At 65.9% G+C, this 18,618-nt stretch carries 16 protein-coding genes; 8 read left to right on the top strand and 8 right to left on the bottom strand.

The annotated features are described in order from the left end of the window. Nucleotides 1-139 precede the first annotated feature (139 nt). The 8 genes from ACNQQL_RS11700 to ACNQQL_RS11665 form a co-directional block, all read right to left on the bottom strand. Nucleotides 140-412 (bottom strand): phosphopantetheine-binding protein, encoded by a 273-nt coding sequence (locus tag ACNQQL_RS11700; RefSeq protein ID WP_110281290.1) that lies wholly within the window; start codon nt 410-412, stop codon nt 140-142. Between the two features lie 23 nt (nt 413-435). Then, complete coding sequence (locus ACNQQL_RS11695; RefSeq protein ID WP_347064215.1) at nt 436-2,097, bottom strand: AMP-binding protein; 1,662 nt, start codon at nt 2,095-2,097, stop codon at nt 436-438. A 47-nt stretch (nt 2,098-2,144) separates the two neighbouring features. After that, nucleotides 2,145-2,987 (bottom strand): ferritin family protein, encoded by an 843-nt coding sequence (locus ACNQQL_RS11690; RefSeq protein WP_347064214.1) that lies wholly within the window; start codon nt 2,985-2,987, stop codon nt 2,145-2,147. 53 nt (nt 2,988-3,040) lie between these two features. Beyond that, nucleotides 3,041-4,915 (bottom strand): acyl-CoA dehydrogenase family protein, encoded by a 1,875-nt coding sequence (locus tag ACNQQL_RS11685; RefSeq protein ID WP_347064213.1) that lies wholly within the window; start codon nt 4,913-4,915, stop codon nt 3,041-3,043. A 136-nt stretch (nt 4,916-5,051) separates the two neighbouring features. Beyond that, entirely contained in the window at nt 5,052-5,951 is a 900-nt protein-coding gene (locus ACNQQL_RS11680; RefSeq protein ID WP_347064212.1) for a ferritin-like domain-containing protein, read from the bottom strand. A gap of 92 nt (nt 5,952-6,043) precedes the next feature. Beyond that, nucleotides 6,044-6,277: a ferredoxin gene (locus ACNQQL_RS11675; RefSeq protein WP_072439052.1), complete on the bottom strand. Its 234-nt coding sequence runs from the start codon at nt 6,275-6,277 to the stop codon at nt 6,044-6,046. Nucleotides 6,278-6,304: 27 nt separating this feature from the next. After that, nucleotides 6,305-7,150, bottom strand: a complete 846-nt coding sequence (locus ACNQQL_RS11670; protein ID WP_143155737.1) for a hypothetical protein — start codon at nt 7,148-7,150, stop codon at nt 6,305-6,307. Between the two features lie 341 nt (nt 7,151-7,491). Then, nucleotides 7,492-7,971, bottom strand: a complete 480-nt coding sequence (locus ACNQQL_RS11665) for a hypothetical protein (RefSeq protein WP_347064211.1) — start codon at nt 7,969-7,971, stop codon at nt 7,492-7,494. A gap of 99 nt (nt 7,972-8,070) precedes the next feature. Here ACNQQL_RS11665 and ACNQQL_RS11660 point away from each other — a divergent pair, with 99 nt between their 5' ends. The 8 genes from ACNQQL_RS11660 to ACNQQL_RS11625 all read left to right on the top strand — a co-directional run bounded on the left by ACNQQL_RS11660 (nt 8,071) and on the right by ACNQQL_RS11625 (nt 18,614). Continuing rightward, nucleotides 8,071-8,979, top strand: a complete 909-nt coding sequence (locus tag ACNQQL_RS11660; RefSeq protein WP_177318379.1) for an ATP-binding cassette domain-containing protein — start codon at nt 8,071-8,073, stop codon at nt 8,977-8,979. Beyond that, nucleotides 8,976-9,728, top strand: a complete 753-nt coding sequence (locus ACNQQL_RS11655; protein ID WP_072439045.1) for an ABC transporter permease — start codon at nt 8,976-8,978, stop codon at nt 9,726-9,728. Before ACNQQL_RS11660 ends, ACNQQL_RS11655 begins: the two co-directional genes overlap by 4 nt. Nucleotides 9,729-9,873: 145 nt before the next feature. Then, nucleotides 9,874-11,541: a non-ribosomal peptide synthetase gene (locus ACNQQL_RS11650; RefSeq protein WP_347064210.1), complete on the top strand. Its 1,668-nt coding sequence runs from the start codon at nt 9,874-9,876 to the stop codon at nt 11,539-11,541. Then, nucleotides 11,522-12,427 (top strand): transglutaminase domain-containing protein, encoded by a 906-nt coding sequence (locus ACNQQL_RS11645; protein WP_072439041.1) that lies wholly within the window; start codon nt 11,522-11,524, stop codon nt 12,425-12,427. The genes ACNQQL_RS11650 and ACNQQL_RS11645 overlap by 20 nt, the downstream gene beginning before the upstream one ends. Next, a complete protein-coding gene (locus tag ACNQQL_RS11640) occupies nt 12,412-12,789 on the top strand; it encodes an ester cyclase (RefSeq protein ID WP_175959322.1) in 378 nt (125 codons plus the stop codon). Before ACNQQL_RS11645 ends, ACNQQL_RS11640 begins: the two co-directional genes overlap by 16 nt. Before the next feature lies 1 nt (nt 12,790). After that, the gene (locus tag ACNQQL_RS11635) at nt 12,791-15,463 is read left to right on the top strand and encodes a beta-ketoacyl synthase N-terminal-like domain-containing protein (RefSeq protein ID WP_347064209.1); all 2,673 of its coding nucleotides are present in this window, start codon (nt 12,791-12,793) and stop codon (nt 15,461-15,463) included. Further along, nucleotides 15,448-15,762 (top strand): Dabb family protein, encoded by a 315-nt coding sequence (locus tag ACNQQL_RS11630; protein WP_347064208.1) that lies wholly within the window; start codon nt 15,448-15,450, stop codon nt 15,760-15,762. The genes ACNQQL_RS11635 and ACNQQL_RS11630 overlap by 16 nt, the downstream gene beginning before the upstream one ends. Next, on the top strand, nt 15,759-18,614 hold the full coding sequence (locus tag ACNQQL_RS11625; protein WP_347064207.1) for a polyketide synthase: 2,856 nt from the start codon (nt 15,759-15,761) through the stop codon (nt 18,612-18,614). The genes ACNQQL_RS11630 and ACNQQL_RS11625 overlap by 4 nt, the downstream gene beginning before the upstream one ends. Nucleotides 18,615-18,618: the final 4 nt, after the last annotated feature.

Here is an 18,618-nt window from a genome sequence, read left to right as displayed (position 1 = left end):
CTCGTCCATTCCACGCATCGGCTCATCTGCTCAAGATCATGAACACGATATCTCTAACGCACCGCCCTTCGAGCCCGCTTACACCGTTCCCAATTTCAACAGCCTGCTAGGGGCCCGCCCACGCCCGGGCGGGTGACGACTATTCCGCGACCGGCCCGGCCGGTTCCGTTTCGCGCATCAGTTCGTCCACCTTATTGAAGATGTCGCCGAGCTTCATGTCGAAATCGACCTGCAGCTTCTCGAGGTCGATGCGCCGTTCATAGACGACCTCGGCGGCGATCGCCAGCTCGACGAGCATCATCGAATCCCAGCCCATGCCGGCAATCGTCGCATTGGTGTCCAGCTGCTCGACGTCAAGCAGGCGCGCGAGTTCCGCCGCCAGTTTTTCCGTCATCTGTTTACGTTCAGTCATTCTCCCGCTCCTTGGCTTGGTGGCTACACTTCCTGAAGTTCATCGATGATCGCCAGACTTCCGTCGGCGAGGCTTTCCCTGCATAGCGATCTGATGAATTTTCCGCTCGACGTCCGGCTCAACGAGCCGCGCAGGACGAAGCAGACCCTCGCGACGCTGACGCCCGCGTGCAGCGAGACGGCCTCGCGGATCTGCGAGACCAGCGTGCTTCGCGCGGACGAGGCGGTCGTTCGCGAGATCTCGACGACGGCCGCGACCGTCTCGTCGCCATTCGCGGCGGGCAGGCCGACGATGCAGACCGTGTGATCGTCGATCTGCGGACACTCACGCTCGATGATGCTTTCGACGTCCTCGGCGTGATACGTGACGCCGCGAATCTTGATCGTGTCCTTGCGGCGCCCGGTCACGAACAGTTGCCCGCGTTCGATCTTGCCGAGGTCCCCCGTGCGGTGAAACAGCCGGCCCTCGTGGGCCGCGAAGCGGTATGCGAACGGCGCGGTCCGGATGCCGCATTCGTCACGGTAGGCGCTCGCCACCGACGGTCCGGAGATGAAGATCTCGCCGGTCGAGCCATCGTCGAGCGGCGCGAGCGACACGGGATCGGCGACCACGATCGTCGTCTCCGCATCGATCGGGCCGCACGATACAAGCGTACCCGTGGAATCCGTCGCCGGCGCCGCCGTGTCGCCATCCGTCCCGAAGAAGCGGTGGCCAGAGACGAACAGGCTCGCTTCGGCCATCCCGTAGCACGGAAAGATCGACGTGGCCCTGAAGCCGGATGCGCGGAATTTTTCCGCGAATCGCTCCAGCGTGTGGCGCCGCACCGGTTCCGAACCGTTGTACGCGGTTTCCCATGCGCTCAGATCCAGGCTCGCCGCTTCGTCCGCCGACACGCGCCGCACACACATGTCGTAGATGAAATTCGGGCCGCCGCTCGTGTGCGCGCGTGTCAGCTCGATCAGCTTCAGCCAGCTCGCCGGCTTCGACACGACGTCGAGCGGAGACTGCATCAGCGCGGTGCCGCCGAGGAACAGCGGCTGCAGCACGTTGCCGATCAGGCCCATGTCGTGAAAGAGCGGCAGCCAGCCCAGCAGACGCAGGCCGTCGCGATGGCCGAAGTGTTTCGCGATCGCGATCTGGTTGGCGACGATGTTGGCGTGCGAGATGAGCACGCCCTTGGGCGTCGCCGTCGAGCCGGAAGTGAACTGCAGCAGCGCGGCGGCCTCGCCCGGGATCCGCCGCACGGGGGGCACGGTCCCGCCAGCCTGCGCCGGCGCGGACAGGTCCAGCGCATGCACGTCGTGGCGCGCGAGGATGCCTTCGGTGAAATCGTTCAGCCCGTCGTGCAGCATCGCGACCGACTGCCCGACCCGCAGCATGGCTTCGAGACGCTGCGACGAGCGGCGGTTCGCCGGCATGCCCGGGATCGCCACGCCGCCGAGCGACAGGATCGCGAGCAGGGCGACGACGTAGTCGATGCCGTACTTCATCGCGACGAGTGCGGTGTCGCCGGGCCGAACCCGGTCCGCGAGCCGGGCCGCCATTTTCTGCATCGACACGACGAGATCGCCGTAGGTCAACCCGGCGATCGGTTCGAGGTGCGCGTCGTAGTGCTGCATCGCGAGCTGATTCGGGCGGGATGCCGCGTGCTGTTGCAGGACCTCTACGATCGATTCGGGTGTCATGTGGCGAAGGAGGATGAGATTGCGTAAAGACCGGCGAACCCGGCGCTTCAGCCGAGCGCGAGTCGGCGGATCTGTTCCATCACGTCGTCCGCGCTGTCGAGCGAGATGCCGACGAGCGTGCCGATGACCGAGCGCATCCGCGCATCGATCAGCCCGCGATCGTCGACGCCCGGCAGTTCGCCGGACTCCCGGGACAGGCCCGACACGAGGCGCGACACGATTGCAACCGGGTGCTGCACGTTGCGCAGCGAGGTGAGCCAGAAGTACAGGACCTTGAGCGCCTCGATCCGTTCCGTGCGCGGCCGATTCGAGCACGCGATCATCTTGCTCGCATACACGTAGAAGCTGCCGGAGTGGCGCGCCTCGTCCGACGACAGCAATCGCGTGATGGTCTTCAGCACGGGTTCCCGTACGGCCTTCGACAGCCGCATGTAGATCGACGACGCCTCGATTTCGGACAGGATGTTCATCACGAGGGTGCCGACGCGGGAACGGATGAACGGCTCGGTCGCGCGCCCGGACGCGACGAAGTCCGCGTCGAACGAACGCCCGGCCAGCTCGAGCCAGCGCATCAGCACGTACGGGTGCTTGGTCTCCTCGTACATCCAGACGGATACCCATTGCGTGAAATCGACGTCGTCGTGGAATTTCTCGAGGAACATCCGCGAGGCCGACCACGTGGTCAGCTCGGACATCGCAATCTCGGTGACCACGTCCAGCAGCTCGTCCGAAACGAGCGAATGGTCGAGCCGCTCCCACGGCAGGTCCGATATCTTCCAGCGCACCGATTCGGCCTGGTCGAACAGATGGTAGAAGCGCGCGCTGCCGAGCACGGACTCACGGCTGCCGGGCTCGGCGCGGGACGACGGGGACATGCTGGCAAGGGCCATGGTGCTGGATCTCCTGAAAGCGCGGTTCGAACGTCGAAGGGCGGCAGGCCCGCTCACGCGGACGCATGCAGCCGCAGGCCTGCGGTCACGCGCCGGCTGTAGTAGTCCTTCATGACGCCGGACGCGCCGGTGAAGAGGCTCATCACGCGGCCGTCGAGGCGCGCGCGCTGAAGCCACGCGATGTCGCCCGGCGTGCGGCGACCCGCGAGCAGCGCGTCTTCGCACGCATCGATGCAGTCGCGCACGAAATCGCCGCACAGGTACTTGAGCATCGCCGCGTCGGTGGAAATCGACGTGCGCGCCGCCGCGCGCCGTGCCGTTTGCCAGCAGCGCACGCGCAGCGCCGCCGCCTCGCAGCGCAGATCCGCGAGCGCCGCCGCGTCGTTCCGCGCGGGCAACTGCGCGAGCGTACGGTTCAGGCAGTAGAGCGCATACGAAACCGCGGCGGCCGCAATCAGCACGCGCTCCTCGACGATCACGTCGACGACGTATAGCAGGCCGGACCCGACATAGCCGACGGTGTTCTGCTTCGGCACTTTCACGTCGGTAAACCGGATATGCCCGGTTTCCGACGCGTGTGCGCCGAGCTTCGCGTATTTCTCCACGATCTCGACGCCCGGCAGGTCCATCGACACACACAGCAGCGTGAGACCCTGCGCGTCGGCGCCGCGCGTCGTGCGCGTGAGCACGAATGCGACATCGGCGGCGGGCGAGTTCGTGATGTAATGCTTGTCGCCGTTCACGACCCAATGGTCGCCTCGATCGTCTGCGGTCGTCGCGAGCGTGGTCACCATCGCCCCGGCGCTACCGCTCTCGGTCACCGCGAGGCAGGGGATCGTGCGGCCGGCCGCGATCGCCGGCAGGAAGCGGTCCTTCAGGTCCTCCGAGCCGTAGCGTGTCAGGATCGGCACGACCGTATTCGCGATCAGCATCGTGCTGACCGTCAGTCCGAACAGATTTTCGAGCATCATCTGCTCGGTCATGTGCATGTGCCGAATCATGCCGGCGCCGCCACCGCCCCATTCTCGCGGGCACGCCTGCCCGAGGTAGCCGCGCTTGCCCAGTTCCTCGAATCCCTCGCGTGGAATGCGGCCGCTGGCCTCCCAGGCGTCGAACACGGGCGCGACCCGTTCGTGCAGATACTCGGCGAAGGTCGCGCGGAACGCGTGCTCGTCGTCGGTGGCCGCGACGAACGGCTGGGTCCAGTCGATCGGGGTGCTCGGGCCGGTCGCGCTGATCCGCAGCAGCGGACGAGCCGCATTCAGGTCGCGGTAGAACGCGGCGACCGGATTGCGCTCGATGTAGCCCCAACCGCCGTTCAGCTGAACGCACTGATTGGCGAACATCTGCAGTTTCCTGAGCGCGGCGACCAGCAGGATTTCGGCTTCTGCGCACGTGCGCGGCGAAGCGGGCCGCCCGGTCAGTTCGGCGTGCGCGGACTCGAGCACGTCGAGCCACGCATGGACATGCGAAAGCTGCGTGCGAACGTCCGGCAGGTCGATCAGGACGCCGGTCGTGCTTTTCCTGTCGATCAGGAAGCGCGCGGTCTGCCGCTTGACCTCGGCGGCCTCGCCGATGAGTTCCGCGATCACGCGCAGCAGGTAGCCGGCGCGAATGCGCGACAGCTCGGCGTCGGTCAGCGGCTGCCCTGCGAGGTTCGCGTCATCGGCGATGGAGAGCTGACCGAGCGCGTTGTCGCCGTCGCCGGACGAGCGCAGCGCGATCGCGCTCCGGTACGCGGCGGCGTCGAGATACAGTACGCGGCCGCCGTCGGGCGCCGGTGCGACACACGCGAGCAGTCCGCCGTCCGGAATGCCGAACAGCGCGCCAGTCAGCCCGCCGACGTCGTCGTCGGCCGGCCGCAGGTCGACGAACGCGGCGGCGTCGCCGCGAACCGTCTCCGGCGGGCAGGTATGGCGAAGTTGCATCGCGAATTCGGCATTCGCTGTCCGCAGTCGCTGAAGAATACCCATTTGATGACCCTTTGCAGATTGGACGACGTCGCGAGGCGTGCGGCGTCGGTTGACATCGAATGACGGATGAACGGCGTTTGGCCGGCCTGCGTCAGCTGGCCAGCCCCGCCAACGCCTCGAGGCGTTGGCGAGTCTTCGCACGCGGGTCGAGATCCAGCTCGAGCACCGGCCTGCCGATCTGCCCGAATACCGTCCGGCGGAACTGCTTGCCGAACGACGACCCGTCGATCAGTTGCTTCGCCTGGTCCGCCGAGCATCCGAATCGCGCCAGCACCTCGGTCGGGCGAAGGTACTCGTCGAGTAGAGCGAGCGCTTCGTCGAGGAAATCGTCTAGTTCGGCCGGACCGACTTCGTCGTTGAGTCGCTCGGGCTCGCTGACGATCAGGCGCCCCAGCGCGAAATGGCGGGCCTCGTCCTTCATGATGTAGGAGAACAGCGTGCGCACGAACGCCGAGTCGGTCGCGATGCTGATGCGCCGGAACGCGCCGATGCCGACCCCTTCGATCAGGATCTGCATGCCGAGCGACAGGAAGCTGATCCGGTTGTCACGCCCGACCTGGTCAATCAGCGTCCCGAGCGACGGCGTGATCGGGAACGGGGCCGAGCCGATTTCGTCGAGAAGCCGCGTGAACACCTGCACGTGCCGCGCCTCGTCGGCCGCCTGCAACGTGCAGCAGAGCTTGGCCGGCACGTCCGCGTGAAGCTGCGTGAGTTTCGCGCATACGTCGAGCGCGGCCAGCTCCGCGTGCAGCATCTGCGACAGCCGCCAAACCTGGAAGTCGCGTGACAGCGACTCGCGGCCTTTGTCGCCGACCTTGCTCCAGAACGCCCCGTCGCTGATCTCGTATTCGAGGCTCGCCATGCGCAACGGGTTCGCGTAGTCCCATTCGACGTTCCATTCGAACGTCTGGCCGGGCACCCACTGTTCCTCGGTGGCATTGCGGAACAGCTTCATCAGGCGTTCGTCACCGGGTAATGCTGTTGGACGCATGGCAAATCCTTCAATCGTTAGGCAAGGCGATGGCCTTGCGGTCATCAGGCGGGCGCGATCGCGGCGGCGCGCCGTCCGTTCGGCGAGCCTCGTCAACGCCTGGCATGCGTGCGCCGGATCGCCGCGGCGGGACAACTGAAGAACGCGGCCGTCATGTCCGCGCGTGCCTCGTCGGTGGCCGGCTGCGCGAAGATCCTGGCGAGACCGCCTTCCATGCGCATGCACGACGGGACGAGGGACGTGCAGGCGCCGCATGCGATGCACTGGCTGTCGTCGACCGAATAGATGTACTGCTCGCTTGCGTGGGTATGCTCGGCTTGCGTCATTTGCTGGAATTCCTCGTCGGGATTGGGTTATCGCAGCGTTTTCAGATGCAGGTACACGTCGTCGACATTGTTGATCCGCAGGCCGAGCAGGTTGCCCAGCAGCGGATAGACACGCGCGTACATCTTCTTCGCGCAGGCCTGGAAATCGGCGAGCGGAATCGCCTCCAGCACTTCGGGGCGGTCCGCCATCCGTCGCAGGAACAGGTTGACCGGATGCTCTACCCGGTGATTGGTTTCGGCCCAGAAGTACATGACCTTCAGCGCCGTCAGCCGCTCGCGGTCCGGTTTGTCCGAGTTCGCAAGCAGCTTCTTCGCATACGAATAAAAGCCGCTTGCGTGACGCGCCTCGTCGCCGGCCAGCAGGCGGGTCACCTGCGCGAGCACCGGCTCGGGCGAGCGCTTCGAGATCAGCATGTACAACGACCAGGCAAGCACTTCCGCATAGACGTTCGTGACGAGCGTCGCCATCAACGAAGGGATGATCTCGACCTTGCGGCCCTCCGTCACGAAGCGGCTGTCGACCGTCTCGCCAAATTCGTGCAGCCACCGGATCATCGCCTGCGGATGCTTCATTTCCTCGTAGAGCCAGACCGTTGCCCACTGCGTAAAATCGATGTCGCTCGCGTAATCCTGCAGATACTGCGCGGTCGCGTTGAACGGTGTGAGCTCGGTATAGGCGATCTCTCTGGCCAGCGCGATCCAGGCCCGCGGGGTGCTGCGGATATCGATCGACGACCACGGTATGTCGCCCATGCGCCACCGGACCGTTTCCGCCTCGAGGAATAGCCGGTAGTAAATCGAGCTGCCGAAGATGTCGTGGTCGACGGGCGATTCGTGCACGGGCGACGCGGGACTACTGCAACGCACATCCATAACGAACTCCTGTTGTCCAACTGGTTCGCATGCTTGATCCGATTCCAATCGTCGCAGTCCGCTCATTCAAAAAAATAACGGGGACGCAATTGCGAGCGATATATAAATTGATATTTAAACCGTGCAAACAGGATTAAAATCCGGAATTGCAACGGCGCTTCGCATTTTTGCAGGCGCGCGACACCCATTCGCCTCGAAATAGGTGGCGAATTACTAACGCTCATGGTGAAAGCGGCCTGTATGGTTTTCGGGATTATTCCCGGTTACGAATGGAATTGGCGCAAAAGTTCCTGTTTTTAACAAAGGGTCGAATTTCGTCGGATTTTGGTGTCGCATTGAAATTAATCAAGGCGCATCTTCGTATTGCGGGGTGTCGCCTTTCGCAACGAGATTAATACATGGAGTGTGCGGGATTGTATACCTGTTATCTTAGACAGGCCGTTTCGGTATCCGGATAATCTTTCAATTTCATTTCGCAGATCGTTTCGGATTTTTATTCGATCCATATATTTCGATCGAAAAATTACGGCGATGCCTGTTTCTTTCAAATATCTTTCGCAATCGAAAGAAAGGCGATTCCCATTGAATTGCTTGATGTTTTCATCAATGCTGCCGAGGTGGCTGTTAAATCTTGCAGTATGCCTTTTGTTGACAGGCCTGAAACTCACATGATAGAAGTGCGGCTCGTCGAAATTAATTCCGGATTTTCGTCGTTGAAAATCGGTGTCTATTCGGAATGCCGTCAAACGAACCAGAAGCGAGGTTGAATTGATCCCCATAACGTGCGAATCATGCCCGGCCATCGGGCTGGCGGCGCGCATCGATCCAACCCTCCCGGATTCCGGAGAATCACGATGAGTGTCTCTACGCAGCAAAACAGCATTGCCGCACGAGGGCTGAGCAAGAAGTTCGGTGATCTCGTGGTGCTCGACGAAGTCGAGCTGACGGTCCGCCCGGGCGAAATGTTCGCATTACTGGGGCCGAACGGAGCCGGAAAGACCACCTTCTTTTCGATCCTCTCGACCCTGCGCAAGCCGACTTCGGGCGCGCTCGAGGTTTACGGCCGCGACGTGGTGAAAGAGCGTGCGTGGGTGCGCCGCCATATCGGCATCGTCTTTCAGGAGCCCGCGCTGGCCGACATCCTGTCGGTTCGAAAGAACCTGAACCTGATGACGCATTTCTACGGGCTGCCTCGCGCGATCGCGCGGCAGCGGACCGAGGAGATCCTGGCCAGTCTCGAACTCACCGACGTCGCCGATCGCCCGGCGCGGCAATTGTCGGGCGGGCAGCGACGCAGGCTGGAACTCGCGCGGGCGCTGATCGCGGATCCCGCGCTTCTGTGCCTCGATGAGGCGACGCTCGGCCTCGACCTCACCGCGCGCAGGCTGTTCTGGTCGAAGGTGCGCGAACTGGCCGACGCCGGGAAGACGGTTTTCTTCACGACGCACTACATGGAAGAAGCCGACGTTGCCGACCGGATCGCGCTGATCGACAAGGGCCGCATTGTCGCGATCGACACGCCGCAGGCGCTCAAGGCGCAGGTAGGCGGCGGCATCATCCAGCTCTCGACCGACAACGACGCGCTTGCCCATGACTGGCTGGTAGAGCGCGGCTATGCGGTCGACTCGGACGAGAGCGGCCTGTGCATCACCGGCAGGAATCTGTCGAACATGGTGCCGGATCTGGTGCGGGACTTGCCGGCGCGCGTCGAGAAGGTCGAGGTGCGCGAGCCGAGTCTCGAGGATGTGTTCCTGCTGCTGACCGGGCACAGCCTCGTCAACGGGCAGAGGGTCGGCAAAAGGAACGTGAAGGAGGGCCTCGTCGCATGAACGGCATCGTCGGCATCATTTTTCTGGACATCGAGCGTCTGTGGATCAATCGCAACCGGGTGCTGATGAGCCTGGTGCAGCCGCTCCTGTATCTGTTCGTGCTCGGCTCGGGCCTCAGTGCCAGCGCCGGCGCGCATTTCGGGAGCGGCGGGTACCAGAAGTACATCTACCCCGGTATCGTGATCCTGACGCTGCTGTTCAATTCGAGCTCCGCCGCGATCGGCATCGTCGTCGACAGGCAGGTCGGCTTTCTGAAGGCGCTGCTCGTTGCGCCGGTGTCGCGCAATGCGATCGCGTTCGGCAAGATCCTGTCGGGCGCGCTTCAGGCAATGGTGATCGCGATCCTGCTGCTGCTGCTCGCGCCGTTCGTCGGCGTGACGTTCACGGTGGCGAGCCTCGTGAAGTTCGTGCTCGCGATGGCGTTGTCGGCGGTCGTGTTTTCCGCGCTCGGCGTCGGCTTCGCGGCCCGGCTCTCGGCGATCACGTCGTTCCCGGTCTTCACGAACACGATCCTGCTGCCGATGTTCTTTCTGTCCGGTGCCATCTATCCGCTCGACAACGTCCCGGCCTGGCTGCGGGCGCTCGCGTACGTCGACCCGGTCGCTTATGGCGTGGACCTGTTGCGGGGAAGCCTGTCTGGGCACTATGTATTCCCCGTGCCGCTGTCCTTGCTGGTGCTGGTCGGTTTCCTGCTGGCGTTCGCGTATTCGGCCGTGCGGGTGTTCGACGGTCGCGGCGGCGACGACTGACCGGGGAGACCGGCCGCAACAGCGATGCAACCTGCGCCGGCGAACCACGGCGCGAATGGACCCAGGGGCGCGGGGCCGGACTTCCGGCGGCGCCCCGCCACATGACTGACTCGCCATGTACGAGCTTATTTCGGATGTTTGCGCCGTGCACGCGCACAAGGAGGCGATCGTCTCCGGCGCGGTGCGACTGCGCTTCGGCGCGCTGCTCGACCGCGCGCGCCGAATCGCCGCCACGCTGCGTATGCGCGCGCCGGGCCCGGTAGTCGGCTTCTGCCTGCCGCACCCGGAAGCCATCGTGTTCATGCTGGCCTGCCTCGACGCCGGCAAGGTGTTCGTGCCGATCGACGCCGGCACGGCCGCGACAGTGCGCTCCGGCATGCTGCGCACCGCCCGATGCTGCGCGTTGGTCGAGCGGCTCGATCTCGATACCGGCGAACTCGGGCTGACCGGCCTCGATGCCGGCGCGCCCGTGCATATCGGCGCGCTCGACGGCGTGATGTCGATCATGTTCACGTCGGGCTCCACCGGGCAGCCGAAAGGCGTGATGGTGCGCCGCGCGTCGGTGTGCAACCTGCTGCATGCGCCGGACTTCCTGCCGCTCGACCCGCAGGACGTGTTCGCCGCGTATTCGTCGCTGTCGTTCGACGCGTCGACGTTCGAGATCTTCACACCGCTGCTGAACGGCAACACGCTCGTCGTGCTCGACAAGCGCGACGTGCTCGATCACGCGGTGCTGCAGTCGGCGATCCGCCGCGAGCGGATCTCGGTGATGTGGATGACCGCCGGCCTGTTCAACACGCTGGTGCTGGCGGATCGCTGGGCCGCACTGGCCACGCTGCGCACGCTTCTGGTCGGTGGCGAGAAGGTGGACCCCGAGGCGGCGCGCCGCTTCGTCGACGGCGCACGCGGCACGGCGCTGTTCAACGGCTACGGCCCGACCGAGAACACGGTGTTCACGACGATCGCCGCGCTTACGCCCGACGTAACGCGCGGCGTCGTCGACGAGGTGCCGCTCGGCCGTCCCGTGCGAGGCGTGCAGTGCGAGATCCGGCGCGCCGGCACGAGCGAACTGCTCGACGGGGCGGCCCAGGGGCGCCTGCTGGTGTCGGGCGCCGGGCTGGCCGCCGGCTACGTAGGCGAGACGGGCGGGACTGCGTTCGCCGCGCACGAACGTGCGGTCAGCGGACGCTTCTACGACACCGGCGACGAAGTCCGGCGCGATGCGCACGGAATTTACCATTTCATCGGACGATGCGACGCGCAGGTGAAGCTGAATGGCCATCGCGTCGATCTCGGCGGCGTCGAGCGGCGCTGCGTGCAGGCCGGCCTGGCCGAACGGGTTCATGCGTTCCGTTCGGAGACGATGCAGGGGCTGGTGCTGGTGTGTCATGCGTCGGGCGTGGCGCGCGACGGCTGGCGTCATGCCGACGCGCGGCTCGACGGCGTGCTGAACGCATGGGAGAAGCCCAGGCGGATCGTGTTCGTCTCCGATTGGCCGCTCACGCGCAACGACAAGACCGACGGCCGGGCGCTCGCGCGCCGCGCGGAAACATTGCTGGCGGAGCAGGCGGAGCAGGCCGGGCGGGATACGGGGAGTGATGCGCTTGCGCGTCTGATTGCGAGGCTGACTCGCGCGCCGGCGACGAACCGCCAGGCTCGCCTGTTCGACATCGGCTTCGACTCGATCGGCATCGCGCGCCTGCAGGCCGAGATCGAAACCCAGCTCGGCGTGCATCTCGACATCCTGGACATCTACGAGGCGGGGTCGCTGGGTGGGCTTGAGGAGCTGATTCGTGAACGATACGCGTACTGAGCGGGCGTACTACCTGCGGCACACGTCGAATACCGATCCGGGCCGCTACGGGTACCTGTTCGATTCGCTCGGCGACGACATCGACGTGCTGTTTCAGGCCGCTCGCCATGTGGTCGAGCATCACGGCGGCCTGAACGCCGCCCGAATCGGGCCGCATCGACTGGCCGAGATGGATGTGTACCGGGTCGAGGACCTGCTCGGAAAGGTCGCCGCGCACGGTGTCCGGGATTTGCGCGAAGACGTGCCGCTCGAGCACAAGACCATCGGCAACTGCGTCAACATCTCGAAGGTCGCGTGCGGGATGCTGCGGCACAAGGGCATACCCGCGCGCATCCGCTATGCGTATTGCACGTATTTCTATCCGCGCCTCGCGCACGAGCAGACCCTCGTCGAGTACTGGCTCGACGAGCAGGGGCGCTGGCTGCGGGGCGACGCGTCGATGAACTGGCCGGTGCTGCGCGCGCGGAAGATCGACGTCGAGATCGATTTCCGCGATGTGGCCGAGCATTTGTCGAAGCCGGTCGCGAAGGTCTGGCAGGCGTGCCGGCGAGGCGAAGACCGCTTCGATCGGTACGGCAATTACAACCGCGTGGGCATGGGTCATGTCGCGCAGAAGATGCTGCACGACCTCGCATGCCTGAACCAGGTCGAGATGATGCCATGGGATTTCGGCGCGCCCGCGACGTTCTTCTGGACGTCGCGGCCGCTGGACCCGCTCGCGTTCGACGCGCTGGCCGAACAGATGGCGGGCGCGTCGTGGGATGAACTGCTGTACACGGCGCGGCGGCTGCCGTTTTTCGCGGTGCCGCGCCGCGTGCTGCGCAAGAGCCCGTACAGCGGGAACAGCCTGACTTTCGTCAAGGAGGGAGTATGGAAGACACCATGATCGCGGTCGTACGCTCGCTGTATACGGACGTGTTCGACACCGGCAACTGCCCCGCGGTGAATAACCATTATCACGACGATGCCGTCTGCCATTTCAACGGGAAGGATCTGAGCGTCGAGTCGCTGAAGTCGTCGATGCGCGACTTCGTCGCCGCGCACTCGGACATCAGGACAACGATCGAATCGGTGTTTGCGAGCGGCGATCGGACCTTCGCGCGCCTGGTTCGCGACGTCACGGAGAAGGAGAGTGGCCGCAGCCGCCGGATCAATATCATGGTCGAGAAGCGCTTCGTCGGCGACAAGGTGAAGGAGCTGTGGTTCATGGTGGACGACGACCAGTATCGGAACACCTGGGCACGCTGACATGGCACACGTCGCGCAACCGGATGCCAGGGTCGCGGTGATCGGGGCGTCGCTCGCGTTGCCGGGCGCGGGCACGCTCGGCGATTTCGAACGGCTGGTGTTCGCCGGCGAGGACGCGTTTTCGTCGCCCGACGACGCGGCGCCGCCTCGCGAGGGTTGGGTCGATCGGGCCGGCTACATGACGGACTGGCCGCGGTTCGACTATCGCCTGTACGGGCTGTCGCTGCGCGACAGCGTCATCATCGATCCGCAACAGCGGCTGTTCATCCAGCACTGCTGGAAAGCGGCGGAATCGGCCGGCTACTACCCGAAAGCGCTGCCCGCGCGCACCGCGGTGATTTCCACCGCATCCGACACCGAGTATGCGAGCGTGGTCCGGGCTCAGCACGACGTGGCGGCGAAATACCATCCGTTCGAGATCGAAATCGGCTCGAACAAGGAGCAGCAATCGCTGCGCGTGTCGCACGTGCTGAACCTGCGCGGCCCGAGCTACGGCGTGCAGTCCGCGTGCTCGAGCGGCCTGCTTGTGATCCACGCCGCGATGCAGGCGCTGAGGCTCGGCGATTGCGATCTCGTGCTGGCGGGCGGCGCCAGCCTGCCGTTTCCGCTGCACGACGGGTATGCGTACCATCCCGGCATGAACCTGTCGAGATCGGGCGTGGTGCGCTCGTTCGACCGCGATGCGGACGGAATGGTGCCGGGCTTCGGCTGCGTCGTGTTCGTGCTGAAGCGGCTCGACGACGCGCGGCGCAACGGCGACGCGCTGCTCGCCGTGCTGCGCGGCAGCCGGGTCAACAACGACGGCAGCCACAAGGCGACCTATACGTCGCCCAGCTCCGTGGCGGTTGCCGAGAATCTCGACGGCCTGTTGACGGGAGCAGGGTTGGACGCGAGCGACATCGACTTTGTCGAGGCACATGGCTCCGGGACCTACATCGGCGACGTGATCGAGGCGGCGGCGCTGCAGAAAGCGTTCGCCGGCAGCCGGCGCGGCGCAAACGCCACGGCGGTCGCGTCGGTGAAGTCGTCGATCGGCCACCTGGACACGGTCGCGGGCCTCGCCGGTCTGTTGCGCGCGGCCGTGCAGGCGCGGCGCCAATGCATCGCGCCCGCCGCGAACCATCGCGCGCTGAATCCGCGCATCTCGTTCGACAACGGGCCTCTCTATGTGCCGCAATCGCGCGCGCCAGCGACCGGGCCGTTGACGGGTATCGTCAATTCGCTCGGCATCGGCGGCACCAATTGCGCGGTGCTGGTCGAGTCGCCGCCCGCGTTCGCCGAGCCTCGCGGCGCGGCGCCGCCCGGGCCGCTGCACGTCTACGTCGGCGCCAGCACGCCGGAACGCGTCGCCGCGATGATGCGCGAGCTTGCCGAGACCGTGCGGCAATCCGGTGCCGAGTTCCGCGACGTCGCCCGTACGCTGAACCGGCGCGCCGCGGGCAGCGCGTGCGTCGCGTGTGTGACGGCGATGGATCTTGCGGAGCTTGCGCAGCGGTTCGACGGTTTCGGCCGTGCGGGTGTCGACCCGACGCCGGATGGCCTCCCGTGCGTGGCGGACCCGGATGCGCGCATCCTCGATCTCGGCGTGAGTGAAATCGATCCGGGCGTGCGAGTCGACGCACCGGGGCCGGCGGTCGCGATGGATGCCGCGGCGACGGCGCCACTGCCGGGCATCGAACCGGCGCTGGCGGACATCTGGAAGTCTGCGCTGATGCTCAAGCAAGTGAGCGACGCGACGTCGTTTGTCGACGAAGGCGGGCATTCGATGCTCGCGCTGACGATGGTGAGCGATATCAACGACGCGTTCGACGTCGGCATCGACCTCGACTGGATCGACACGCACGATCGCTTCGGCGAGCAGCTGCGGAGCATCGCCGCATTGCTGGCGGCGCCCGCGCGCGCCGACGGCGGGCTCGTGAAGCGGCTGCGCGCGGCGCGCTCGACGCCGCGCCTGCGGCTCGTCCTCGTGCATGCCAGCATTTCCGGCGCCGAGATCTACCAGCCGTTGGCCGCGCATCTGTCGGACGACATAGAGCTGCTTGCGATCGACTCGTACAACCTGTATTCGGACGAAGGCGACCTGATACGCGACGCCGACGAACTGGCCGCACTGTACGCCGCGCAGATCGCGGAGGCGGTGCCGGACGTCTGCGTGCCGCTTTGCATCGGTGGCTGGTCGCTCGGCGGCATGCTGGCGAACCTGATTGCAGCGCGGCTCGCGGCGAGCTATCCGGTCGCGGGCCTGCTCGCGATCGATTCGGTCGTGTTTCACGAACGCCACGCCGCGCTGTTCGACGATGACGCGCTGCCGTATTTCATTGACAGTGCGGGCCTGCTGGTCGAGCGCTTCGGGAAGGCGCGCTACGAACGGCAGTTGCGGCGGCTGAACGCGGTCTTCCGGGTCGAGCGCGACATGGCGCGCGCATTCAGGCCCGCGCTGCAGGCGTTGCCGTTCCTGAACATCATCGCGACCGGTAGCCGTTTGCCGATCGCCGACGGGCCGCTGCGCCGCGCATTCGACGCGGCGAAGGCGGACAACGGCTGGGGCGGGTGCCCGCATGCGGAGATCGTGCGGATCGACGCGCACCACGTCGACATCGTCGAGGCCACCCGACTTGCGGAGGTCGCCGCGCACGTCAACCGCTTCGCGGAGGCGCTATGTATTTCCACGTGATCCTGTTCGCGTTCGCCGAAGGCGTGAGCGCGTCGCAGGCGGATGATGCGCTGCGCGCGCTGGGCGGGCTGCGCACCCGGATACCGATGATCCGCGCGTATCACTTCGGCCGTAACGACGCCGACAACCCGCACAACGGCCGCTTCAGCCATTGCTTCGTGATGGCGTTCGACAGCAAGGCGGACCGCTACGCGTACCAGAATCATCCGTTGCATCTCGCGTTCATCCGCACGCGGCTGGATCCGATGCTGGCCGACAGCGCGGTGCTCGACTTCACCGACATGGACGACACCAAATGAATCCGGGCACCCGCGAGCCGATCGCCATCGTCGGCATGGCCTGCTGCGTGCCGGGCGCCGGCGACTACGAAGCGTTATGGGCGTTGCTCGCAGCGCCGCCTCGCGGCGGGCGGCCTGAGCGGCGGCTCGAATCCGCCGAGCTGTTCGACGCCGCCCGTTACGGCATCAGCGAACAGGAAGCGCAGGTGATGGACCCTCAGTGCCGCCGGTTCCTGATGCTCGTCGACGCCGCGTTTGCCGATGCCGGCTACCCGCGCGGCGCGCATCCCGGCACGGTGGGCGTCGTTGCGTCGCAGGCGGCCAACGGTACCTATCACGACCATCTCGCGGCGCTGGTCGCACAGGGGCGCGTGGCGCCGCCACCTGCGCTGCTGGAGACGGTCAACCGGGGTGCCGATTTTCTCGCGACCCGCGTCAGCTACGTGTTCGACCTGCAAGGGCCGTCCTTCAACCTGCAAAGCGGTTGTTCGTCGTCGCTGGTCGCGGCGGCCGAAGCCTGCCATCTGCTGTGGGCCGGCCGCTGCGACGCGGTGGTGGCGGGCGGCATGACGATCACGTATCCGCTCGACGGGGCCTACGCTTACGAGCCCGGCTCGATCTATTCGCGACTGGGCGTGTGCCGTCCGTTCGATGCCGAGGCGGACGGCACCGTTCCGGCCGATGGCGGCGGCGCGGTCGTGCTGAAGACGTTGAGCCGGGCGCGGCGAGACGGCGATCGGATTCATGCGCTGGTGCGCGGCGTGGGCGTCAACAACGACGGCGCGCACAAGGTCAGCTTCGCCGCGCCGGCGGTGGACGGGCAGGTGGCGCTCCTGAAGGGCACCTATGCCGATGCGGGCGTCGCGCCCGATCGACTGGCCTTCGTCGAATGCCATGCGACGGCCACGGCGATCGGGGATCCGATCGAGGTGCGTGCGCTCCGGCGTTTCGTCGAATCCTATCCGCCGCCCGCGACGCCCGAACCGATCCTGCTGGGCTCGATCAAGGGGCATATCGGCCATCTGTTCTGGTCGTCCGGCATCGTGTCGATGATCAAGTCGGTACTTGCGCTGAAGCATCGCGTTTATCCCGGCACAGCCGGGCTCGTCAATCCGAACCCGTTGCTGGCCCTCGTCGACTCGCCATTCAGCATTTCGGCCGACGCAAACGTGCTCGACCTGCGCGAACGCACGTGCTGCGGCGTCAGCTCGTTTGGCGTCGGCGGCACCAACGCGCACGTGATACTCGAACAGGCGCCGGACGACGTGTGCCGCGCGTTCGACGCGGCACTGCCCGAACTGTCGGCACGGCGCTACACGCTGGTGCCGGACGCAGGCGGCGCAAACGCGGATGCGGGCGTGAGCGAGCGGCCCGAGGCCCCGCCCGCCCGGGGGGCGGGGGAAGCGCGAACAGCGTCGTGCGACGAGATCGTCGAACTCTACACGGCGGTGCTCGCCGAGCCGTCGGTCACCCCCGACAGCGACTACTTCGAACTGAACGGCGACTCGATCTCTGCCGTCGAATTGATCGCACATGTCAGCGAGCGTTACGGCGTGATGCTGGCGCAGACGGACATCTACGACTGTCCGACGCCCGCGTTACTGACCGCGCGCATCAATGCGCGCGTCGGGTCGAACGGGCCCGATGCACCGCCGCGCACGCGCCTGAACGCCTACCAGGCACGCTTCTACCTGCTCGAGAAGCTGCAGCGCGGCGACTTCAGCCATTACAACGTGCCGCTGTGCCTGTCGGCGGGTGTCGCGCCGGACTGGCCGGCTTTTTGCGCCGCGCTCGACGCGATCCTGAGCGGGCTTCCCGATTTCTCGATGACGCTGAAATGGACGGGCGACGGCATCGTGCTGGGCGAGCGGCGCGAGCGGGTGACGACCGCGGAGGCGGTGACGCTCGCGGAATCGGACGATCCCGAGCGCTGCCTGACGGCGTTCTTCGGCCGGCGCTTCGATCTCGAGCGCGGTCCGGCCGCGCGTGTGCTGTACGTGCGGCACGGCGAGCGTCATCATGTCGCGATCAATTTTCCGCATCTCCTGATCGACGGCACCGGGTTGGAGAACCTGTTGCGGCGTGTCGAGCGCACGCTGAAGGGCGAGCGCACCGCGGAGCCGGTCCCGGTATCGGATACGCCGAACTGGCGGCCCGAGGACGCGACGTACTGGCGCGAGCAGCTTGCGGGGACACCGGCCAGTACGCTCGCCTCGACACCGGGACGCGCGCCGCGTGAGGCCGGCGCACCGCTGCCGTATCCCGCGGCGGAGCGGTGCGCATTCCTGCCCGACAACCTGCTGCGCGCGGTACGGGCGGTTTGCCGGGTGCGCAAGATCACGCCGTTCGTTCTGTTCTACGCGGTATTCAACACGCTGGTGGCACGGCGGACCGGCATGCGCCGGGTCCTGACCGGCACCACGCTGAACAATCGCGACGCACACACACTGGGGCAGATCGATTGCCGGATCACGAACCTCCCGATCGGTGTCGAGATCGACGAAACGCGCGGATACGACGCGATCCTGGCGGCCGTCCGCGAACGTCTCGCCGAATCGATGCAACACGCCAACGCACCGCTCGACGTGATCGTGCAGGCCTCGGGCCGCGCTGGCGCGCCGTACCGGATGCTGTTCATGTTCCAGAACCAGAACACCGGTTACCGGATCGAGATGAACGGGCACGTGTGGGAGGAGGGGCCGTACCGCTACCGGCCGCTCTACACCGAGCTGTGCCTGCAATTCCAGGCGGACGCGGACGAGCGCATCCGGCTCGTCGCGCACTACGATCCCGGGATTTACAGCGAGACGGATATCAGCCGCTTGACGGGCGAGTTCATCGCGCTTGCCTACGAATTCACCAGCCAGGTATGACGGA

Origin of the sequence: Burkholderia sp. LFS061, from assembly GCF_047978125.1 — a bacterium.
Taxonomy (GTDB): Bacteria; Pseudomonadota; Gammaproteobacteria; order Burkholderiales; family Burkholderiaceae; genus Burkholderia; species Burkholderia pyrrocinia_C.
Note: the sequence above shows the minus strand (reverse complement) of the source record. Positions and strands in the feature narration are given on the sequence as shown.